Source organism: Janibacter sp. A1S7 (assembly GCF_037198315.1).
GTDB lineage: Bacteria > Actinomycetota > Actinomycetes > Actinomycetales > Dermatophilaceae > Janibacter > Janibacter alittae.
Map to the genome: position 1 here is coordinate 81,041 of NZ_CP144913.1, position 20,244 is coordinate 101,284.

At 70.5% G+C, this 20,244-nt stretch carries 21 protein-coding genes; 8 read left to right on the forward strand and 13 right to left on the reverse strand.

What is annotated here, in order from left to right; translation table 11 throughout:
• Nucleotides 1-31: 31 nt before the first annotated feature.
• The 6 genes from V1351_RS00420 to V1351_RS00445 all read right to left on the reverse strand — a co-directional run bounded on the left by V1351_RS00420 (nucleotide 32) and on the right by V1351_RS00445 (nucleotide 6,112).
• Nucleotides 32-781 (reverse strand): enoyl-CoA hydratase/isomerase family protein, encoded by a 750-nt coding sequence (locus V1351_RS00420; RefSeq protein WP_338749641.1) that lies wholly within the window; start codon nucleotides 779-781, stop codon nucleotides 32-34.
• Nucleotides 781-1,995: a thiolase family protein gene (locus V1351_RS00425; RefSeq protein WP_338749643.1), complete on the reverse strand. Its 1,215-nt coding sequence runs from the start codon at nucleotides 1,993-1,995 to the stop codon at nucleotides 781-783. The genes V1351_RS00420 and V1351_RS00425 overlap by 1 nt, the downstream gene beginning before the upstream one ends.
• 58 nt (nucleotides 1,996-2,053) lie before the next feature.
• Nucleotides 2,054-2,566, reverse strand: coding sequence for a GyrI-like domain-containing protein (locus V1351_RS00430; protein ID WP_338749645.1), 513 nt, complete (start codon nucleotides 2,564-2,566; stop codon nucleotides 2,054-2,056).
• A gap of 30 nt (nucleotides 2,567-2,596) precedes the next feature.
• Nucleotides 2,597-4,132: an FMN-binding glutamate synthase family protein gene (locus V1351_RS00435; protein WP_338749647.1), complete on the reverse strand. Its 1,536-nt coding sequence runs from the start codon at nucleotides 4,130-4,132 to the stop codon at nucleotides 2,597-2,599.
• A 137-nt stretch (nucleotides 4,133-4,269) separates the two neighbouring features.
• Nucleotides 4,270-4,401: a putative transporter small subunit gene (locus V1351_RS00440; protein WP_338749649.1), complete on the reverse strand. Its 132-nt coding sequence runs from the start codon at nucleotides 4,399-4,401 to the stop codon at nucleotides 4,270-4,272.
• 13 nt (nucleotides 4,402-4,414) lie between these two features.
• On the reverse strand, nucleotides 4,415-6,112 hold the full coding sequence (locus V1351_RS00445) for a sodium:solute symporter family transporter (protein ID WP_338749651.1): 1,698 nt from the start codon (nucleotides 6,110-6,112) through the stop codon (nucleotides 4,415-4,417).
• A gap of 401 nt (nucleotides 6,113-6,513) precedes the next feature.
• Here V1351_RS00445 and V1351_RS00450 point away from each other — a divergent pair, with 401 nt between their 5' ends.
• A complete protein-coding gene (locus V1351_RS00450; RefSeq protein WP_338749653.1) occupies nucleotides 6,514-7,299 on the forward strand; it encodes a hypothetical protein in 786 nt (261 codons plus the stop codon).
• 79 nt (nucleotides 7,300-7,378) lie between these two features.
• Here the strand turns inward: V1351_RS00450 and V1351_RS00455 are convergent, their stop codons facing one another.
• From V1351_RS00455 to V1351_RS00475, 5 genes are all read right to left on the reverse strand, one after another.
• Nucleotides 7,379-7,987, reverse strand: coding sequence for a class I SAM-dependent methyltransferase (locus V1351_RS00455; RefSeq protein ID WP_338749655.1), 609 nt, complete (start codon nucleotides 7,985-7,987; stop codon nucleotides 7,379-7,381).
• Entirely contained in the window at nucleotides 7,977-8,324 is a 348-nt protein-coding gene (locus V1351_RS00460) for a hypothetical protein (protein WP_338749657.1), read from the reverse strand. Before V1351_RS00460 ends, V1351_RS00455 begins: the two co-directional genes overlap by 11 nt.
• Nucleotides 8,325-8,351: 27 nt before the next feature.
• Nucleotides 8,352-8,765 (reverse strand): RrF2 family transcriptional regulator, encoded by a 414-nt coding sequence (locus tag V1351_RS00465; protein WP_338749659.1) that lies wholly within the window; start codon nucleotides 8,763-8,765, stop codon nucleotides 8,352-8,354.
• A gap of 17 nt (nucleotides 8,766-8,782) precedes the next feature.
• Nucleotides 8,783-9,370 carry a 2'-5' RNA ligase family protein gene (locus V1351_RS00470; protein WP_338749661.1) on the reverse strand — a complete coding sequence of 196 codons (588 nt, stop codon included), beginning with the start codon at nucleotides 9,368-9,370 and terminating at the stop codon, nucleotides 8,783-8,785.
• Nucleotides 9,371-9,521: 151 nt separating this feature from the next.
• On the reverse strand, nucleotides 9,522-9,965 hold the full coding sequence (locus tag V1351_RS00475) for a DUF2177 family protein (RefSeq protein ID WP_338749663.1): 444 nt from the start codon (nucleotides 9,963-9,965) through the stop codon (nucleotides 9,522-9,524).
• Between the two features lie 146 nt (nucleotides 9,966-10,111).
• On the opposite strand from V1351_RS00475, the gene V1351_RS00480 reads away from it, so the two are divergent.
• A complete protein-coding gene (locus tag V1351_RS00480) occupies nucleotides 10,112-10,297 on the forward strand; it encodes a PspC domain-containing protein (protein WP_338749665.1) in 186 nt (61 codons plus the stop codon).
• Between the two features lie 338 nt (nucleotides 10,298-10,635).
• Here the strand turns inward: V1351_RS00480 and V1351_RS00485 are convergent, their stop codons facing one another.
• Nucleotides 10,636-10,833 carry a hypothetical protein gene (locus V1351_RS00485; RefSeq protein ID WP_338749667.1) on the reverse strand — a complete coding sequence of 66 codons (198 nt, stop codon included), beginning with the start codon at nucleotides 10,831-10,833 and terminating at the stop codon, nucleotides 10,636-10,638.
• Between the two features lie 81 nt (nucleotides 10,834-10,914).
• On the opposite strand from V1351_RS00485, the gene V1351_RS00490 reads away from it, so the two are divergent.
• Nucleotides 10,915-11,820 carry a LysR family transcriptional regulator gene (locus V1351_RS00490; protein ID WP_338749669.1) on the forward strand — a complete coding sequence of 302 codons (906 nt, stop codon included), beginning with the start codon at nucleotides 10,915-10,917 and terminating at the stop codon, nucleotides 11,818-11,820.
• A 155-nt stretch (nucleotides 11,821-11,975) separates the two neighbouring features.
• Nucleotides 11,976-13,394, forward strand: a complete 1,419-nt coding sequence (locus V1351_RS00495; protein WP_338749671.1) for a uracil-xanthine permease family protein — start codon at nucleotides 11,976-11,978, stop codon at nucleotides 13,392-13,394.
• Nucleotides 13,395-13,594: 200 nt separating this feature from the next.
• Here the strand turns inward: V1351_RS00495 and V1351_RS00500 are convergent, their stop codons facing one another.
• The gene (locus V1351_RS00500) at nucleotides 13,595-15,013 is read right to left on the reverse strand and encodes an HNH endonuclease signature motif containing protein (protein ID WP_338749673.1); all 1,419 of its coding nucleotides are present in this window, start codon (nucleotides 15,011-15,013) and stop codon (nucleotides 13,595-13,597) included.
• A gap of 99 nt (nucleotides 15,014-15,112) precedes the next feature.
• Between V1351_RS00500 and V1351_RS00505 the strand changes: the two genes are divergently transcribed.
• The 4 genes from V1351_RS00505 (at nucleotide 15,113) to V1351_RS00520 (ending at nucleotide 20,197) form a co-directional block, all read left to right on the forward strand.
• The gene (locus V1351_RS00505) at nucleotides 15,113-15,577 is read left to right on the forward strand and encodes a VOC family protein (protein ID WP_338749675.1); all 465 of its coding nucleotides are present in this window, start codon (nucleotides 15,113-15,115) and stop codon (nucleotides 15,575-15,577) included.
• A gap of 53 nt (nucleotides 15,578-15,630) precedes the next feature.
• On the forward strand, nucleotides 15,631-16,965 hold the full coding sequence (locus V1351_RS00510) for an alpha-hydroxy-acid oxidizing protein (RefSeq protein WP_338749677.1): 1,335 nt from the start codon (nucleotides 15,631-15,633) through the stop codon (nucleotides 16,963-16,965).
• 196 nt (nucleotides 16,966-17,161) lie between these two features.
• Complete coding sequence (locus V1351_RS00515) at nucleotides 17,162-17,767, forward strand: TetR/AcrR family transcriptional regulator (protein WP_338749679.1); 606 nt, start codon at nucleotides 17,162-17,164, stop codon at nucleotides 17,765-17,767.
• A 90-nt stretch (nucleotides 17,768-17,857) separates the two neighbouring features.
• The gene (locus tag V1351_RS00520) at nucleotides 17,858-20,197 is read left to right on the forward strand and encodes an MMPL family transporter (protein WP_338749681.1); all 2,340 of its coding nucleotides are present in this window, start codon (nucleotides 17,858-17,860) and stop codon (nucleotides 20,195-20,197) included.
• The last annotated feature ends 47 nt before the right edge of the window (nucleotides 20,198-20,244 follow it).

A 20,244-nucleotide genomic window follows, 5' to 3' on the forward strand; every position in this document is an offset into this window, starting at 1 on the left:
CGGACTCGATTGCCGCTGTGGCGAAGGGGGGTCAGCGCCCGAGGAACTGCGCGAAGAGCGCCTGCGCCTCCGGACTCGTCGAGCGGGCACTGATCGTGCCTGCCTCGTCGCGCCCGATCTCCTGTCGCGATCCGGTGACCCCCGCGCGCAGCAACCGCCGCGCCTCACCGAACGCGACCGCTGCGCCGCCGGCCCAGGTGGCGGCGAGCTCGTGGGCACGGGTGAGCGGGTCCGCCGCGACCTCGGTGACGAGGCCATGGGCGAGCGCCTGCTCGCTGGTGAGGGCGGCACCGGACAGCGCGAAGGCCAGCGCCCGCTGCTGTCCCATCGCGCGTGGCAGCGACGCCGAGGTGCCGCAGTCCGGGGTCAGGCCGATCGCGGGGTAGGCGAAGACGAACTTCGTGCCCTCCGCGGCCACGACGACGTCGCCGGAGAGCATGACCCCCAGGCCGCCGCCGGCGACCGCGCCGTGCACGGCGGAGACGACCGGCTTGGCCATCGACTCGAGGACGTGGATCCCCGCGTCGGCGGTCGTCGCGAGCTCGTGGACGTACCCACTCGGGTCGTCGGAGTCGGCGAAGGTGGAGACGTCGCCGCCCCCGCAGAAGCGTTTGCCGGCTCCGCTGAGGACCACGGCGCGCACCCCGTCGTCCTCGCGGGCGGCCACCGCCGCCTCGCCGAGCGCACGCGCAAGGCCCATGTCGATGGTGTTGGCCGCTTCGGGGCGGTTGAGCTCGATGTGGGCGACGCCGTCGGTGACGGAGTAGGTGACGGCAGACATCAGAACCTCCGGAAGAGAGCCGCGAGCGCCTGGCCGCCACCGATGCACATGGTGACGATGCCGTACTCGAGGTCGTGGCGGACCATGTGCTTGGCCGCGCGGACGGTGAGGATGCCGCCGGTCGCGCCGACGGGGTGGCCGAGCGCGATGGCCCCGCCGTAGGGGTTGACCCGCGCCGGGTCGAGGCCGCTGTCGCGGATGACGGCGACGGCCTGGGAGGCGAAGGCCTCGTTGAGCTCGATGACGCCGATGTCGGCGGGCGTCAGGCCGGTCTTGGCGAAGAGCGCCTTGAGCGCGTGCGTGGGCGCGTAGCCCATGAGCTCCGGTTCCATCGCGGCGGTGGTGACGGCCTCGAGACTGACCAGTCCGGTCAGGCCGCGCTCCCGGACGGCGGACTCACGGCCGAGGACGACGACACCGGCGCCGTCGTTGATGCCGGAGGCGTTGCCGGCGGTGACCGTGCCGTCCTTGGCGAAGGCCGGGCGCAGCGTGGCGAGCGTCTCCAGTGTCGTGTCCGGCTTGGGGTGCTCGTCCGTCTCTGCGGTGAAGGGCTTACGGCCCCCGACCTCGACGGCCGTGATCTCCTCGGCGAAGGCGGCCCGCGCCTCGGGGCTCGCCGCGCGGCGCTGCGACTCCAGGGCGAACTCGTCCTGCTCCTGCCGGGAGACGCCGTACTTCGCCGCGACGTTCTCCGCGGTGACACCCATGTGGATGTCGTGGAAGGGGTCGGTGAGCATCAGGACCGTGCCGTCCTCGAGCTTCCGGTTGCCGAGCCTGTAGCCGTTGCGGGCGCCGAAGTCGTAGAACGGCATCCGGGTCATCGACTCGTCGCCACCGGCGAGGGTGAAATCGAGGTCGTTCCACCGCATCTCCATCGCGGCGGACCAGATGGCCTGCAGGCCGGAGCCGCAGAGGCGGTTGACGGTGTATGCCGGGACGTTGGTGGGCAGGCCGGCCGCAACGGCGACCCGGCGGGCGTTGTAGGCATCCGGCCCGACCTGGCCGATGCAGCCCATGACGACCTCACTGACGTCCTCGCCGGCGACACCGGCGCGTGCCAGCGCCGCACGGCCGGCCGTCGCGCCGAGCTCGTGCGCGGGGACGTCCTTGAAAATGCCGCCGAAGCTGCCGGTGGGGGTGCGGGCTCCGTCGACGACGACGATCTTCTCCACGGTGGACTCCGATGATCGGGGAGGGGGTGCTCCTCCCAGCATCCCACCCACGATCCGGTCATCGGCGACCGCACCCCGCGGCGAGCGGAGTCGGCGCTGGTCAGTCGTCGAGCAGGGTCACCAGATCGGTCCGCAGGGTGCTCGGGTCGACGTCCGGGCCGGGTTCGGTCACGTAGACCTCCCAGAACGGCAGTCGGGTGTGGTGGCCGTCGGCGGCGACCCGGGTCATGAAGGCCTCCCAGGCCTGCGGCAGGCCGTCATAGCCACCGAGGTGGGAGATCGTCGCGATGCGCCCGGCGGGCAGGGTCGAGGCGTAGAAGGTGATGCCGCCCGCCTCCAGCTCACCGTTGAGCACCTCGGTCACGGGGAAGCCGAGGTCGAAGGTCATCGTCGCCCCGGGCAGCCGGTGGTGCAGGGAGAAGGCGGGGCCGGCGGCGGTGACGTCGAAATCGTCGAGGCCCGGGACCAGCGCGGAGAAGGTCTCGTCGAAGATCCCGGTCATCTCGTGCGGCGCGACGCCCTCGGCGACACGCACGACCGTCGGGGTCGCCTCGGCGGTGAGGTAGGTGACGTCGGTGTGGGGCTCGGCGTGGTAGCTGGGCGTGTCGGTCACGAAGTGCTCCTGTGTTCGGTGGGTGGTGGTTCAGCGGTGCCCGGCCGTGTGCGGGGCGAAGCTGTGGGCGGAGGCGGCCCGCCAGTCCTGCGTCCAGGTGGCCGGCGCCTCGGCAAGGAGCTCACCCGGGGCCAGCCACTCGAACAGCTCGGCGTAGGACCGGGCCTCCTTGGGCGAGACGTTGCGCCGCAACATGTGGGGGCTGAGCTGCTCCGGACGGCGGACGCCCATGCTGGCCATCATCTGCGACGCCTGGGCCACGGTGGACTCGTGGTACTGACGCACGCGCACGCTCTTGTCGGGGACGTCCAGGGCGCGGGCGCGCCGCGGGTCCTGTGTCGTCACCCCGACCGGGCAGCGGCCGGTGTGGCAGATCTGGGCCTGGATGCAGCCGATGGCCATCATCATCGCGCGGGCCGAGTTGGTGTAGTCGGCTCCCTGGATGATGCGCTTGACGATGTCGTTGGCGCCGGCGACCTTGCCGCTCGCCCCGATCTTGATGCGGTCACGCAGGCCGGTGCCGACCAGAGCGTTGTGCACGAGCATCAGGCCGTCGGTCAAGGGCATCCCGACGTGGTCCTCGTACTCCAGGGGAGCCGCCGCAGTACCCCCTTCGGAGCCGTCGACGATGATGAAGTCCGGTGCGGTGCCGACCTCGAGGATCGCCTTGCAGATGGCGAGCACGTCGCGCCGGGAGCCGACGCACAACTTGAAGCCGGCCGGCTTGCCCCCGGACATCTCCCGCATGGAGGCGATGAACTCGATGAGTCCGATCGGGGTGTCGAAGACCGAGTGGCCGGCCGGACTGACGCACTTCTCACCCACGGGGACCCCGCGGACTGCGGCGATCTCCCGGGTGACCTTGGCTGCCGGAAGGACCCCACCGATCCCGGGCTTGGCGCCCTGGGAGAGCTTGAGGGAGACGCACTTGACCTGGTCGCGGGCGGCATTGTCGCGGAACTGGTCCGGATCGAAGGCGCCGTCCTTCGTCCGGGTGGAGAAGTAGCCCGACCCCACCTCCCAGACGAGGTCGCCCCCCTTCTCCAAGTGGTACCGCGAGAGCCCGCCCTCACCCGTGTCGTGGGCGAAACCGCCCATCCGCGCGCCCTCGTTGAGGGCGCGGACGGCGTTGGCGGACAGGGACCCGAAGCTCATCGCGGAGACGTTCAGCAGGGACATGCTGTAGGGCCGGCTGCAGTCCGGCCCGCCGACGAGCACGCGCGACGGCTCGGTCGGGGCCTCGAGGGGCGCGGTGGAGTGGACGAGGTACTCGTAGCCGGGACGGGAGACATCGCGCTCGGTACCGAAGGCCTGCTCGCTGTGGATGCCCTTGGCCCGTTGGTAGATGATCGAGCGGGTGTCCCGGTCGAAGGGACGACCGTCCCAGTTGCGCTCGATGAAGTACTGCTGCAACTCCGGCCGGAGCTCCTCGAGCAGGTAACGCATGTGCCCGATGACGGGGTAGTTGCGCAGGATCGAGTGCTTCTTCTGCAGCATGTCGTGCGCAGCGAGACCGGCGGCCGCGACTCCCGTCTCGACCACGCCGTATCGAAGTCGTCCTGCCATGGCGACGCTCCTTCCCGGAGCACTGGGGTGCGGGGTACACGACCCACTATGCGCCTGACGCCCGTCCGGCGCCCAGCCCCCGACACGGCCGGTGGCCGCCTCCCTGACGGGAAGCGGCCACCGGCGGGGGAAGGGGGTCAGACGAGGTCCTCGCCCTTCCTGCGGGCGGCGCGCATCTCGCGGATGAACCCGGTGCAGATCACCGCGAGGATGACGGCGACGATCGCGGGCCACATGAGGATGTAGATGGTCAGGGCGGTGATGGACATGCAGGGTCCTTTCTCAGACGGTCGCGGGCTCGTCGTCGAGGTCGGTGACGGGGCTGCTCGTGGATGGGTCGTCCTCCGGGTCGAAGTCATCCGTCCGGCGGGCGATGACGTCGAAGTCGAAGGGCTCGCCGCGGGAGGCGAAGGTCATCCCCGCACAGACGAGCGTCGAGACGGCGTAGGCCACCAGCGACCCGGACAGCGCGGCGTAGTCCGCGATGAGGCCGATGGCGAAGGGGGCGAGGGCGAGGGCGCCGATGGTGCCACCGATCGTGCCGACCTTCGGCCCGAAGAACCCGAAGAGCATCAGGCCGAGGACGACGCCGATCCCGACGACGCCGATCAGCTCGACGACCAGGTCCATCCCGGTGGTGCGCGGCAGCCACCCGAAGCGGACCGGGAGGAAGGCAGCCAGGGCGAGCAGCACCGAGACGGTGAACGCCGAGTTGGTCACCTTCGTCCAGTAGAAGGACGCGATCACGGGGAAGACGAGGCAGCCCCAGAGCGCGCCGACGAAGACGAGCAGGTCGAGGATGCTCAGCTCCAGTGCCGCGAAGGAGACCGCCGCTGCCGTGGCCAGGACCATCGTCAGACGCCCGATGAGCAGCATCGTGCGCGGGCTGACGGCGCGGCCACTGCGGCGGGCGGTCTGGCCGTAGATGTCGGTCATGACGATCGAGGACAGCGCGGCCAGGTCGGAGTCGGCCGTGGACGACAGCGAGCCGATGATCATCACGAAGAAGATGACGATGAGCGGGGTGGCCAGGTGGCTGGCGGCCAGCTGCGGCAGCAGGTTGTTCGGGTCGCCTCCGGCCGGCTGGACGCCGGCATAGAGGGCGAGGACGCCGAGCATGCCGACACCGATGACGGTGGCCCCGTAACCGATGGTCGCCGTGATGAAGGTCGGCTTGATCAGGTCCTCGCGCACCGCGAAGAGGCGCTGGGCGATCGTCTGGTTGCCGATGGCGTAGGCGAGGACGGCCGCGATGTACGGGGCGCCCTGCATGAGGAAGGCCTCGGAGGAGAAGAAGTTCGACTGCTCCGGGGTGAGGTTGGTCGCGCCCTCACGCAGCAGATCGGTACCGCCCAGGAGGAAGAAGAAGGTCGGGACGAGGACGACGACGGCGCCGAGCATCGCGACGACCTGGGCGAAGTCGGTCAGCACCGAGGCGCGGAAGCCGGACCCGATCGTGTACAGCAGCACACCGCCGGCGATCGCGAAGACACCCTGGATGAAGGTCAGCGGCGAGAGCATCGCGATGAGCGCGCCACCGGCGATGAAGTTCGACATCAGCGAGATGACGCTGCCCAGGACGTTGGACCCGGCGAGCATCAGCTGGCTGGACCGTCCGTGACGCACGGCCATGACCTGGGCGAGCGTGTGGGCACGCGGCGCGACGGCGCGGATCCGCTTGCCGAAGGGGTAGATGAACAGGATCATCAACGCGCCCCACAGGCCGTAGTGGATCGGTCCGGAGATCCCGTACAGGTACCCGGAGGTGGCCGAGGCGTACATCGACGACGCCCAGATCCACGTGGCGGTCATCGAGGCGGCGGAGATGCCGAATCCGATGCCGTGACCGGCGGTCATGTAGTCGTCGGCGTTCTCGTCGTTGCCCCGGCTGATCTTGACGGACATGTACATCGTCAGTCCGTAGAAGAGGAGCAGAAGCAGGATGACGCTGACGATTCCCAAGGGCGGCTCGGTAGGCATGCCTTCCTTCCGGTGTGGTGTTGTCGGGTGTGGCATGCGGAACGTAACCCGGATGCATATGCATGGCCAATATCGGCAAACGCCCCCAAACTGCACGAGAAGCCGATGACACCAACGAAAAGTGCATGGACATGCACCCTGTGCAGTGTGTTGAACATCACGCGGGGTGGCCGCGCGACATCGCTCCCGACGCGGTTCGGTCCACCTGCCGACACGCCGTCGCGATATTCCACCCGGGGTGGTTGCGCGCGGGGCGGGATCCGGTTTGGCTGTGCCACATGAGTTACCAGCCGCCACCCCCGCCGCCCCCGCCCCCCGGCGGTCCTGGTCAGCCACCCCCTCCGGGCGGTCCCGCAGGACCACCGATGCCACCGCCCCCGGGCGGACCAGGAGGCGGTGGCATGCCGCCGCCCCCCGGTGGGTTCGGCGGCCCACCCCAGGGCCCGCCTCCCGGTGGCTACGGGGGACAGCCGCCCGGCGGCTACGGCGGCCGGCCCGGGTCGGACTTCAGCCCGCTCGAGGCCCTGTCCTACGGGTGGAAGCGATTCACCGAGAACCTCGGGCCCTTCCTCGGGATGACGGTGCTGCTCTTCGTCGTCGGCCTCGGGCTCTCCTTCATCTCCGACGTGCTGCTGCAGACCGGGCCGACCGTCACCGAAACGGACCCGATCACCGGGATGCCGTCCCAGGTCCACCAGCCGGGGGTCGGCGCCATTGCGGCCAGCGTCGTTCTCAGCATCGTCAGCGCGATCGTCCAGTTCGTCCTCGCCGCGGCAGTGATCCGTGCCGCGGTCGACGTGGTCGACACCGGCAGCGCGAGCATCGGCACGATGTTCACCCGGATCCCGTGGTTGCACCTGGTCCTCGCGGCCATCCTCGTGGCCCTGATGACCTTCGTCGGGATCATCCTGTGCATCATCCCGGGCATCATCGTCGCCTTCCTGCTGTCCTTCACCAACTTCGCCGTCATGGACGGCAACTCGGCCACGGACGCGATCGGGGCGAGCTTCAGGTTCACCAAGGCCAATGTCGGTCCGGTGCTGCTGCTCTTCCTGGTCTTCCTCGGACTCGGGATCCTGTCGGTGTGCACCCTCGGCCTCGGCTTCCTCGTCCTCGTCCCGGTGGGCTACATCGCGGTGGCCTACACGTGGCGGTCACTCCAGGGGCGTCGACCCGTCGGAGCCTGACCGGACACACCGCAGCGCCGCGGCACGTCACTGACGTGCCGCGGCGCTGCGTCGTTCCGGACGAAGGGGGTCGCTCGGCTCAGCGACCGAAGGTCGCCACGACGTACCCGCCGTCCTCGGCGAAGGGCTCGAGGGCCCACCCGCCCAGCAGTACCTGCCCGGTCAGGCCCGCGGCGGCCGCATCGGCCCGGAAGTCGGCGAACTCGTAGCCACGTTCCGCCCCGAAACCGATGACGACGCGACCGTCCTCGTCGAGGTGCTCCGCGAAGCGGGCGAGCACGTCGCCGCGGGTGCTCGGTGCGAGGAAGGTCATGACGTTGCCCGCACAGACGATGACGTCGAAGAGCTGACGCTGGCCCCCGTCGCCCTGCAGGTCCAGGACGGCGAGGTCGCTGACCACCCATCGCGGGCCGGGGTGGTCCTCCTCGGCGGCGGCGATGAGGGCGGGGTCGACGTCGGCCCCGGTCACGTCGTGGCCCAGCTCGTGCAGTCGGCCGCCGACTCGGCCCGGGCCGCAGCCGGCGTCGAGGACGCGCGCGCCACGCGCGATCATCGCGTCGACGAGCCGCGCCTCGCCGTGCAGGTCGTCGCCGCGAGCGGCCATCTCCCGGAACCGCTCGATGTACCACTGGGAGTGGTTCGGATCCTCCGCGACGATCCGCATCCATTGGCTTGTCTCAGGCACCATGCCCCCACGATAGGAGAGCGCCCGTCGTCCGCGACCGGAGCACGTCCGCGTCCGCAGGGTTCTGCGGGTCCTCAGGCGCCACCCGCTCGCTCCTGCATCTGCAGCACGCGCGGGAAGAGCACGTGGTTCTCCTGGTGGACGTGCTCGTGCACGTCCTGCTCCAGCTCCGCCGGGCCGGGAAGACCGCCCGCTCCTCGCGCGTCATGTGCGGCTCGAGCTCGGCGACGACCCGGCCGTAGACCTCCTGCACCTCGCCGAGCTCGGGGTGGCGGTCCCCGTGCACGCCGGCGGCCTCGGTGACCAGCTCACCGAGCGTTGCGGTGGTGGCGACGGCCATGGTGGGTCTTCCCTTCGTCGTGGGGCGTCACGCGGTGGGGCCCCGGCGGTGGACGTCGACCGCCGGGGTGGCGGCCAGCGTCGTGGTGAGTGTGCTGCGGGCGCGGGTCCACGCCTCGTGCAGGGCGCAGGTTCGTCCGTGACCGCACGCGCGGTCCTCGGCGACGCAGCGCCCGTTGGCGGTCGGTCCGTCGATGGCTTCGATGACGTCGAGCACGCTGGCCCGGCCCGCGGAGTCGGTGAGCGAGTAGCCGCCGGTCGGGCCGGGGGTGGAGCGGACCCAGCCGGCCTTGACCAGCGGACCCACCACCTGGGCGACGAAGCCGGGGGTCGCGTCCAGCGCCTCACCCAGCTCGGGAGCCTTGAGTCGGGCGTCCCTCGGCGACAGGGCCGCGATCGCCTGGACGGCAAGCTCGGCCCGGCGGGTGACCTCTAGTCTCATAGTGGGAGACTAATGAATTAGTCCGGGGGTGGGAAGAGCTCCTCGCCGACGGGGGTACCGCGCGGCGGGCCGAGCGGATCACCCCGCCCCAGTGGCCACTCGTTCATCACGTGGCACCGATCGGACTCCCACCACGCGAGCTGCAGGTGCGTGAGGGTGCACACCGCCGGGAGGACCTCGTCGAGCAGTCGACGGGTGCTCTCGAGGGACACTGTCGGCGAGGCCGCGTCGAGCGTGAGGTGCGGGTCCACGCGGGGCCCGAACCTCCCTTCGTACGGCGGGAGGTCCGGGAAGGCGGCGACCAGCGTCTCGGTCAGGGCGCGAAGGGGGCCGTCCGGCTCGGGCCGCAGGTGGATGACCCCGTTGCGGAACTGCCCGAGATCGGCCAGCCGGATCGGCATCGTCGCGGTCGCCGCCGCGATCCGCGCCACCTCGGTGAGGTCGGGGGCGGTCGGAGCCGGGGCGAAGGGGGCCAGCGCCGTGATGTGCGCGTGGCCGAATCGTGGGTCGGCGGAGACGAACCCGGTGTCGTAGAAGCGGGTGCGCTCGCGGACCCAGTCCTCCAACGCAGGCACGGGGAGCTGCAGCACGGTGTGGCCGGTCACGGGGCGACTCTGCCTCATCCCGGCGCCGGCCGGTCGACCGGTTCGAGGTGGATTCGCGCGCTCCGGCGCGCGAATCGTCGACCCGCAGGGACCAGCTCGCCGGCAGGAGAGTCGGTCGCCACGTGGGCGGCCGGGCGAGTGGCCCCGGTCCTCAGCGCCGTGCGGCCCGGCGGGACCGTGACACGGCCGTCGCGGCCGCAGCCGCGCTGGAGGTGGCGAGGGTCCCCCAGGCCATGTCGAGAGGCACGATCCCCGCGGGGTAGCCCTCGAGGACGGCCAGTCCGGTCAGGTTGAAGGCCGCGTACGCGACGACGCCCAGGACGGCCCCCTGGATGGCGGCGATGCGGATGCTGCTCCCACGCAGGCCCGGGGCGGTCGCGAAGTAGGTGATACCGAGGGTGTAGATGAGGTAGAACGCTGCAGCTGCAGGAGGGTTCGCAGGGTCGGCGAGCAGCGAGCCGAAGGCGCGCTCGTAGTGGCCCTTGGCGATGATGCCGAGCCAGAGGCCGTCGAGGACGCCGAAGGCGGCCGCAGTCACGACCCAGCTCGCGAGCCAGCGGCCCGCGCCCAGTGGGGGACTCGTCGGATGGGTCATCGGGGCCTCCCGCTCATGGGTGCTGGCGTTGGTGCTCGACCGGCCGATCCAGAGGTGTCCGACCCTTGTCGAAGGTTAGCCGAAGCCTGCCGGGTGATGGTCCGGCTGTCGCGCATGATCTGTGGGGGTGCGGGTAGGTCAGACGCATGTCACGTCAACTCGCACGTCCGCGCAACGGCAAGTGGATCGCCGGTGTCTGTGCCGGCCTGGCCGACCGGTTCGGCCTGCCGCGCTTCCTGGTGCGCCTCGGCTTCGTCATCTTCGGCATCGTCGGGGTGGGGGAGCTGGTCTACATCGGGTTGTGGATCCTGATGCCGAAGTCCGACCTGTAGCCGCGCCATCCCCTTCGCAGGAGCCCAGGCCGGTGCGAAGGGCGGGGGTCGTCAGTCCGCAAGAGCCTGCGCAGTTGCGAGCGTGGGGCGGCTGGTGCGTGGGTGTGCCCACTGCGCCTTGAGGTGCTCACCCGGGCGTCCATGACGTCGTCGGTCGAGGGCGAGCGTCGCCGGACACGTCGGACTGGGTCGCTGGTGGCGCCGCCACCCGCACGGCCGACCGCCCGCGAGGTATGACAAAGGACCGTCACACGGTGACGGTCCTGGAGAAGGGCGGGCGCGCAGCGCCCGGGGAGGGAGTTGGTCGCGGGTCCGACGACGCTGTCGGACCGCGCGACTCAGTTGCGGGACTGGATCGTGGCGGGGACGTACATGTTGGCGCCGCGACGGAGAGTGTCGACGATGCCCGCGAGGCCCAGCTCGTTCAGCGCGACACGCTCGGTGCCGGGGGTGAGGTAGCGACCGGCGACCCACCACGGGGACAGGCCCGCGACGAGGAGGACGGCCAGGACGGTGATGGTTGCGAGGATGCTCATGGCTCAAGTATCGCGAAGATTTTCAACAACCACAAGCAACGCTTTCCACATGAACATAAGCCTTTGCCATATGGTTGGCGGATGATCGACCTGCACCGTCTGTCCATCTGGCGAGCCGTGGTCGCGAGTGGTTCCGTCAGCGGCGCTGCGGCCAACCTCGGCTTCACGCCGGCGACCGTCAGCCAGCACATCATCGCGCTGCAGACGGCCGTCGGGCTCCCGCTCTACGAGCGGCGTGGGCGGGGCATCGAGCCCACGGCGGTCGGGGAGCGGTTGGCCCGGGAGTCGACGGAGGTCTTCGAGAGCGTGGGGCGTCTGGAAGCCTTCATCGAGGACCTGCACGCGGGGCCGACGCCCACCCTGTCGATCGGATCCTTCGCGTCGGCCGCCCGGGCCTGGCTGCCGGGAGTCGTCGCTGACCTGACGAAGGAGTTCCCCGAGGTGCAGTGGGCGATCGACATCCACACCCCCGAAGCGCCGCCGGGATACCGCACCCGCGACATCGAGATCGACGAAGAGGTCCCCGCTGACCTGCCGCGCACGCTCACCGGCTATCGCCGGCGGGAGTTGACCGTCGACGACTTCGGTGTCGTCGTCGCGGCCGACCACCCGCTCGCGGGCTCGGTCGAGGTCAGGGCCGCGGACCTGCGCGACGAGTCGTGGATCGACCACGACATGTACGACCGCACCTCCGGGCGGGTCGTTCGGGATGCCTGTCACGCCGCGGGCTTCGAGCCGCGGTACGTCGCGCGTTCCGACGACCACAACGTCGCCCTGGCGATGGTCGCCGCCGGTGTCGGCATCGCGATGATCCCGAGGCTGGCGAAGGGGGAGGTGCCCTTCCACGTGCACTCCGCCCCGGTCGTCGACCCGGCCCCGCTGCGCCGAGTGACGATGCACGTGCGCGACACCAGTGCCCACCTCGACTACGTGCACCGTGCCGTGGAGCTCATCGAGGAACGCGCCGGGGTCGCCGATCCCGAGTAGGACCGGCCACTGCGGGCCGTGCGCTCGACGGCCCACGACTGCTCCGCCTGTTGTCACCTTGCGCCTCGACCGGCGTCGTCTCGTGTCACTTCCTGCTCTGGTCACCCACGGTGCGGCTGCCAAGGATGAGTGGAGCCAATCCGGAAGGAAATGCAATGACGCATGTCGAGCCAGGGACGCGAGCGGACGAACCGCTCGACCCGCACGAGGACGCGACGATCGAGGCGCGCTACGGGATCAACGAGATGCCGCCGATCGGTAAGGCCATGCTGCTGGGCATCCAGCACGTCCTGGTGATGATGGCCAGCAACGTGACGATCCCGATCATTCTGGCGACGGCGATCGGCGCGACGACTGGGGAGACCACTTTCCTGGTGCAGGTCGCACTGCTGGTCGCGGGCCTGACGACCCTGATCCAGACCTTCGGTATCGGACCGGTCGGCGCTCGACTGCCGATCGTGCAGGGGACGAGCTTCGGCTTCCTCGTCGTCTCGGTCCCGCTGGCCCAGGACTACGGCATCGCGGCGGTCTTCGGCGGTGCGCTGTTCGCGGGGCTCGTCCAAGTGGTCCTTGGCTTCAGCCTGCGGTGGCTGAATGTGCTCTTCCCCCCCATCGTCACCGGCATCGTGGTCCTCGTCATCGGCATCGGTCTGCTGCCGACCGGAATGCAGCTCTATGGCGGCGGGGCCGGTGCCGACGACTTCGGCTCGTGGACCAACTTGGGCCTGGCCACCTTCGTCCTGGTGTTTCTCCTGGTGACCTATCGGTACGGCCGAGGGATCCTCAGTGCCGCGTCCGTGCTCGTCGCCCTGGTGGCCGGCTACCTCGTCGCCATCCCCACCGGCAAGGTGGATTTCACCGAGGTGGGCGACGCCGAGTGGTTCTCCATCCCCATGCCGTTGGAGTTCGGTCTCGACTTCCCCGCTGCAGCGCTGATCGCCATGGGAGCCATGGCGATCGCCACCTCCGTGGAGACCATCGGTGATCTCTCGGCCATCACCAAGACCGGGGCCGGGCGTCAGGTGACCGAACGGGAGCTGACCGGTGGTGTCCTGGCTGACGGCGTCTCGACCTCCTTCGCTGCGCTCTTCAGTGCGCTGCCGAATACCACGTTCGGGCAGAACGTCGGCCTCGTCGCCTTCACCGGAGTCATGAGTCGCCACGTGGTCTCGGTCGGTGCCGGCTTCCTGATCTTCCTGGGTCTGGTGCCCAAGCTGGCCGCCGTCATCGCCGTCATGCCTGCAGCGGTCATGGGCGGTGCCGCTGTCGTGATGTTCGGCATGTTGCTCGGAGCGGGAGTAAAGCTCTTGGCGGACTCGCCGCTGGACCGCCACGATCTGCTGGTCATCGCCGTCTCCGTTGGCGTGGGCCAGGGATTCGCCGCGATCCCGGAGGTCACGGTGCTGCTGCCCGAGACGATCGAGGTCCTGATGACCTCGGGCATCGTCCCGGCGACCGCGCTCGCCGTGGTCCTGAACCTGGCTCGTCCCAAGCCCGAGAGCGGCGGACGGATCGACGTCGACCTGCCGCGCAGCCAGGAACCCGTGGGCGAGTACAGCCGCACCCTCGAGTGAGTGGCGGGTGTCGACCCGACGCCGCCGCGCCGTCGGGTCGGTCACCCACCACATCGTCGGCCGGGCGCGGACGGGGTCGGTGGCCCTGCGGATCACAGGCAGACACGCTCGCGGGAGGTCACGCTCGCGACCACGCCTGACGAGGCTGCCAGGGCACACCGGTGCCGCCCGGCCGGATGGCCGGGCGCGGGGCGGGGCAGCTAGACGTGCCAGGTGACGCCGGTGGGCGTGATGGTTGCTCGCGGGTCGAGGGTGTGGACCTTGGTGTGGTGGCGCTCGCAGAGCAGGGCTGCGTTGTCCATGTCCGTGACCCCACCCCGGGACCACCAGTCGACGTGGTGGGCGTCGCACCACTGCGGGGGCATCGTGCAGCCCGGGTAGGTGCATCCTCCGTCCCTGAGCCAGACCGCTCTGCGTTGCCCGGGGGTGAACAGTCTCGCGGTGCGGCCCATGTCTAGGACCTCCCCGCCAGAACCGAGGACGACGGGGATCACGCCCGCATCGCAGGCGAGACGGCGCACCACACCGGGGGCGAGGACCTCGCCGGTGGTGGTCACGCCCGCGCCGTGGGTCCCGTCACGCAGGTCGGCCAAGGAGATGGTGACCATCAGCTGCGCCTTGTCGCTCTTGGGCGCCTCCCCGGGCGAGGACACTCCGCGGCGGATGACGTCCAGCAGGGCATCGGCACGGCGGCGGGGCGCGGGTCGCTCGTCGCGCTCGCCGTCGGGCCCCTTGACCGGGCCGGACAGCGCGGCGATCGCCGAGTCGACGACCGCGGCGCCCTCGGCATCGAGGACCACCGTGTAGGAGGACATCCCCGCCGGGCCGGGGGACTTGGTCAGCGACCGCGCGGCCGTGGCGCGCTCGTCCTCGCGGTCCTGGTCCTTCGCGGGTGTGAGCAGGCGACCGGTGCGCGTCACCAGGGTGGCCAGTTCCTTCTCGGTCAGACCGCGTACGCGCTGGGTCGCCCGCCCGTCTGGGCCGGTGGCGACGACGTCGTCCTTGGCGGCCGCGACCATCATCTGCACGTCCTCGTCGAGGGCGTCCTCGTCGGCCACCGGCGCGACCTGGGCATGGAACCGCACCAGCTGGTCGGCCTTGCCCAACGGCAGCTCCCCGTCGTCGAAGGCCCGGCGCATCCGCATGGTCCCGGCCCGTGCGGTGGTGGCGTACCGCCCAGCCAGCGGGGTGCCGGCCCTGGCCACGCGGACCACGGACGCGATGTGCCGCATCGCCGGATCCGGAGCGCGTTGCCCCTCGGCGCGGGCGACCCAGTCGTGCGCCGACCAGGACGCCTCGCTCGGCAGGCCGCGGTGCAGACCCTCACGTACCAACGAGACCTCAGCGACCTCCAGCAACTGCCGGACCTGGCCGACCACGGCCAACGCCTCGGTGATCTCGGTGTCACTGCGCCGCCACAGACCGTCGCCCACACCCGCGGCGCCGCCGGCCCCGTCGCCATCGCAGGCATCGGCCATGCCACCGGGGGCGGCCCTCCCTTCGCCGGCAGCAGCGGGACGGGCCCGGTCGGCGCCGGCTCCCAGCATCAGCGACCGCAGCGCCTCACGCAGGCCGGGGACCAGCCCGTCCCCCTCGTGCCACTGCGCCACCGTCGACATGGGTCGATCATATGTTCGACCACCGACAGCCTGCCGCCCGCTACTCTGCGCTGTGGACAACGCTGCGATCCGTGGACCAGCGAGTGCGGGTGGTGGATCATGGACTCGACGAAGGGACGTGCCGTGGGGCAGATCAGACGTTTCGACCATGTCGGCATCACGGTGGCCGATCTCGATCCCGTGACCGACTTCTTCGTGGCCCTCGGCCTGGAGGTCGAGGGCCGGGCGTTCGTCGAAGGGGAGTTCCTGGACACGGTCTGCGGCATCCCCGATTCCCGCACCGAGATCGTCATGCTCACCTCGCCCGATGGTGGCACCCGCCTGGAGCTGTCGAGGTTCGTGCAGCCCGACTCGGTGCCGGGCTCGCCGGACGCCATGGCCAACGAGCTGGGCCTGCGCACCATCGCCTTCGAGGTCGATGACCTCCACGCAGCAGTCGAGTGGGCTGCGGGCGAGGGTTACGGCCTTGTCGGTGGCGTCGGCGAGTACGAGGGCGCGTGGCGGATGGCGTACGTGCGGGGACCGGAAGGGATCATCGTCTCGCTGGCCGAGCGCATCGACTGATTCGGTGCCGGTGAGGAGGGGATCGTCGGTCAGGGCAGCGCTAGCCTGCGTGCATGACCACCTCCGAGGAGCCGGCCCGGGCCGCCACCGGCCGCGGCCGCGACCGGCAGAACGCGATCTACCGCCCCGGCACGCTGGGTATCACGCCGACCGTCCCCACCGACATCACCGAGCTCGAGCGCCGGGCGAAGCGGGCGATGACTCCCAAGGCGTGGGCCTACGTCGCGGGCGGCGCGGGTTCGGGGGCGACGATGCGGGCCAACCGGGAGGCCTTCGACCGGTGGCGGGTCGTCCCGCGGATGCTGCACGCGACCACCGAGCGCGACCTGGGTACCCGCGTCCTCGGCACCGACCTCACCGCACCGCTGATGCTGGCGCCCGTGGGCGCGGCCGGGCTCATCACGGACGACGCCGACGTGCGGATCGCGGAAGGTGCCAGTGCCAGCGGCATCCCCTACGTCTTCTCCTGCCAGGGCAGCACTCCGATGGAGCTGACGGCGCGCGCGATGGAGGGGACCCCCTTCTGGTACCAGCTGTACTGGTCCACCGACGAGGACCTCGTCGACTCCATGATCAGCCGTGCCGAGGCGGCCGGCGCGCAGGCGCTCGTGGTCACCCTCGACACGACCATGCTCGGCTGGCGCCCCCAGGACCTCGATCTGGGTAGCCTCCCCTTCGCCCGCGGGCAGGGGATCGCCCAGTACACCTCGGACCCGCACTTCATGAGTGTGGTCCGCCGGCGACTGGCGGCTGCCGGCGCCACGGCGCACGGTCTCGGGCTGGACCCACGGCGGCCTGTGGAGCTGGCCAGGGCGGCGAAGGGGGGCGCCGGCACCCTGCTGTCGATGTCCAGGGAGCACCCCGGCGCGGTGCGGAGCAACCTGCGCTCGGCAGAGCCGCGGGCGGCGGTCGAGACCTTCCTCGACATCTACTCCAACCCGGCCTTGTCGTGGGACCACATCGCCACCCTCAGGGAGCGCACCTCCCTGCCCGTCGTGCTCAAGGGCGTGCTCCACGAGGACGACGCGAGACGTGCCTTCGACTCGGGTGTCGACGGCATCGTCGTGTCCAACCACGGCGGGCGCCAGGTGGACCGCTCGATCAGCGCCCTGGACGCGCTGGTGCGCATCCGCGATGCCGTCGGACCCGACCCGACCGTGCTCATGGACAGCGGGATCCGCACTGGGGCGGACCTCTTCGTCGCGCTCGCGCTCGGTGCCGACGCGTGTCTGCTCGGCCGTCCGCACGTCTACGGGCTCGCCCTCGACGGGGCCGCCGGCGTCAGTGCGGTCATCGACGACGTGCTCGCCGAGCTCGACCTGACCATGGGCCTGGTCGGTGCCGCCTCGATCGCGGACATCGCCCGGGAGCTGCTCGTCGAGGTCTGACCAGCGCTGCTCCCGTGCGCTGAGCCGTGGTCGAGTCATGGCGAGAGACGCCGGCCCCGACCGGCTCGTCCTCCTCGTCCGATGACGCGGTTCCTCTCGGGGCACGGGCGATTCGAGGTCACGCCGCACATGTAACTGCCCAATGGGCAATATTGCCCATTGGGCAATCATGTGTCATTGTTGTGGGGTGACCGAGATGACTTTGCGTGAAGCCAAGCGACGCGAGACCGCCCACGCCCTGGCGCAGACTGCATTCGATCTGGCCCTGGAGCGGGGCGTCGACGGCTTCACCATCGACGAGGTGGCAGCGCGGGCGGGCTACTCCCGACGCACCTTCGCCAACCACTACGCGGGCAAGGAGCAAGCCATCGTCGGGGTCGCCGCAGAGCGTGTCCGTCAGGGCCTCGACTCGACCCCGGACGACGATCTGCCGCTGGTCGACTGGCTGCGAGTCGTGGCTCGGCAGCAGCTGACCGGCGGCCTGCTGAGGGTGCTGCGCGAGCTGCACCAGCTGGCCGAGTCGCACCCTCCACTGCGTCCCCACCTGCTGGAGGTCCATCGCTCCATCCGGGAGTCGGCGCGCGAAGCAGCCCTCGCCCGGGTCGACGGGCCGGCCGGTCGGGTCAATGCCCACCTGCTCGTGGGTGCCGCCTACGGCGCCCTGACCTGTGTCCTCGAGGGGCACATCCCCCTTCGCCCGCTGACGTCGCAGACGGGCGCGGGTGAGTCCGTCGAAGGGGGCGAGATGACGCTCGAGGACTTCGTCGACGTCACCTTCACCCGCCTGCGCGAGGGTTTCTGAGCCCCGCTCCCACCTTCGTCCACCCAGTTGCGCGCGGGCCACCGGCCCGTCGCGGTGACCGACCCATCCCGAAAAGGGGCGCTGCCCGACATGTCCACGGTTCTCCACCGGCTCGGCCGGACCGCCTTCCACCGACCGATCATCGTCCTCCTGCTCTGGTTGGCGGTCCTGGGCGGCACCCTTGGCGTCGCCGCCACGAGCGATGGGCAGATCTCCACGAGCATGACCATCGACGACACTGCGAGCGAACAGGTCCTGGACCGGCTGCAAGAGGACCTGCCACAGGCCAGCGGGGGTCAGGGGACGCTCGTCTTCACGGCACCCGAAGGGCAACGGCTCGACACCGGGCCGCGCGCCGAGGCGATGGCCGAGTCCGCCACTGCAATCGCGGAGATGCCGGAACTGGTGGACAGGCCCACCGTCGCCGCAGAGGCGCCCACGGGCGAAGCTGGCCCTGATGCACCCACGCAGGGAGCGGACCCGAATGCCGCCCGACCTGACGCGGAGCAACAGCCCGGCCCCGGGGAGGACGCCGCCGGTCCGACTCCTGCCCAGCGACCGCTGGTGGTCGACGGCTCACCGGTGCCCGGGGTGATCGTCTCCACGGACGGCGCCGTGGCGATGCTCCAGATGCAGTTCACCAGCCAGATCGACGAACTTCCCGAGGGCACGGTCGACGAGGTCGTCGACGTCGCCGAGCAGGCCGTCGCCGGAACCGGGGTCTCGGTCCTGCCGAGCCAGTCCCTCGAGTCGATGCACCCCCCGATCGGCGGCCACGAGGTCATCGGGCTGGTCATCGCGCTGCTCGTGCTCCTGCTCACCCTCGGTTCGCTGTGGTCGGCCGGCCTGCCCATCCTCACCGCGCTGACCGGTGTCGGCATCGGCTTCGGTGGCGCCTTCGCGCTCTCCTCGTCCATCACCCTCACGACGGCGACCCCGGCCCTGGCCCTCATGGTCGGCCTGGCAGTCGGGATCGACTACGCCCTGTTCATCCTCAACCGGCAGCGTCGCCTGATCCTCACCGAGGGTCTCAGCGCCGCCGACGCCACGGCCCAAGCGGTGGCCACCGCCGGCAGCGCAGTTGTCTTCGCCGGCTCGACCGTGGTCATCGCGCTCGTCGGGATGAGCGTCATCGGGATCGGCTTCCTCACGACGATGGCCTTCGTGGCGGCGACGACGGTGGCGCTCGCGGTCCTCATCGCGCTCACCCTCCTGCCGGCACTCCTGGGTCTCGTCGGCGAGAGGGTGTGCTCCCCGAAGGCCCGAGAGCGGACCCGTGTCCAGCAGGCCGAAGGTGCCAGCCACTCCACGAATCGCTGGGTCGAGGCCCTCGTCCGCCGGCCGTGGGTCGCCATCGTCGCGGTGGTGGCCGTCCTCGGCCTGGCTGCCGTCCCCGCACTGGGCATGCAGCTGGGGATGCCCTCCGGCGGGACCGACCCGCGCGAGAGCACCTCGCGGCAGAGCTACGACGCGATCACCCGCGGTTTCGGTGAGGGGTTCAACGCTCCCCTCGTCGTCGTCGCCCGCCCCGGGGAGGACCGGACACTGGACGAGCCCGACCTCGCGGCGATGACGCAGGGACTGGAAGGTGTCGACGACGTCGCCTCGGCGAGCCTGATGGGCATCGACCCCGACCGCAGCATGGCGATGTTCAACGTCATCCCCGAGCAGGGTCCCGACGACGAGCGCACCGGTGAGCTCGTCGAGGCCCTGCGCGCCACGGACAACCCCGTCACCGAGCGAACGGGAGCCACTCTGGGAGTGACCGGTCTGACCGCCGTGAACATCGACATCACCGAACGTCTCGGTGCCGCGCTACCCGAGTACGTGGCCATCATCGTCGGGCTGTCCCTGCTCCTGCTCCTGCTCGTCTTCCGCTCCGTGGTCATCCCCATCAAGGCCACCGTCGGATTCCTGCTGAGCATCGCCGCGACCTTCGGGGTGACGACCGCGGTCTTCCAATGGGGCTGGTTCATCGACATCGTCGGACTGGACACCCCTGGCCCGCTGCTGAGCTTCCTCCCGATCATGGTCACCGGCATCCTCTACGGGCTTGCCATGGACTACCAGGTCTTCCTCGTCAGCTCCATGCGGGAGGCCCACGTGCACGGCCAGTCGCCCCGCCGAGCCATCGTCGACGGCTTCGAGCACTCCAGCCGGGTCGTCACGGCCGCCGCCGTGATCATGGTCTCGGTCTTCGCCAGCTTCGTCCTCAGCGACGACCCGATGATCAAGCAGTTCGGCTTCGCCCTGTCCGTGGGGGTGCTCATCGACGCCTTCCTCGTGCGGATGACCCTCGTCCCGGCCGTGATGAGTTTGCTCGACCACAGCTCGTGGTGGCTGCCCGGCTGGCTCGATCGACTCCTGCCGACCATCGACGTCGAGGGACAGGACCATGACACGACCGGGACTCCGGCGGATCCTGTCTGACCCCGACGTCCCGGGCCGGGGCGCGTGTCGGGAGGCGCCCGCCTCCT